This is a genomic window from Ruegeria sp. AP12 (assembly GCF_056540025.1).
Genome location: NZ_JBQFVZ010000205.1, coordinates 1 through 714 on the forward strand (window position 1 = coordinate 1; position 714 = coordinate 714).

Sequence of the window (714 nt, forward strand, 5' to 3'; positions counted from 1 at the left end):
GTCCTTGACCTGACCATTCACGGGGCGGCTCTGGACCCGGTCCCGCGCATAAGCCAAGGCGCGCTGATAGGCGCGTTCTGATGTCGCGATGCCCTGAACGCCGACCGAAAAGCGCGCCGCGTTCATCATGATGAACATATATTCCAGCCCGCGGTTTTCGTCACCGATCAGGAAGCCCTTGGCGTCCTTGTATTCCAGCACCGCCGTCGGGCTGGCGCGTACGCCCAGCTTGTGTTCGATGCTGACACAGTTCACCGAATTCTCGGCCCCGACCGAGCCATCCTCTGCCACCATCTTCTGCGGGACGATGAACAGGCTCAGCCCCTTCGGTCCGGCGGGCGCGTCAGGGGTGCGTGCCAGAACCAGATGGATGATGTTCTCGGTCAAGTCATGCGCGCCATATGTGATGAAGATCTTGGTGCCGGATACGCCGTAACTGCCATCGTCGCGCCGCACCGCCTTGGTCGAGACGCGACCCAGATCGCTGCCCGCCTGCGGTTCGGTCAGGTTCATCGTGCCCGACCAGCGTCCAGCAATTAAAGGCTCTAAATAGGTGGCTTTCTGCGCGTCCGAGCCCGTGAGCAGCAGCGCCTCGATCGCACCATCGGTCAGCAATGGGCACAGGCCAAAGCTCATGTCGGCAGCGTTAAGCATCTCGACTGCCGCCGCGCCAACCGTACGCGGCAGTCCCATACCGCCAAACTCTGGCGGGTG

General features: G+C 62.3%; 1 protein-coding gene. It reads right to left on the bottom strand.

All coding sequences use genetic code 11. The features are described from left to right. Positions 1-714, bottom strand: a 714-nt coding sequence (locus ACR0E6_RS22290) for an acyl-CoA dehydrogenase family protein (RefSeq protein ID WP_480587474.1), incomplete at both ends; no start/stop codon positions are given.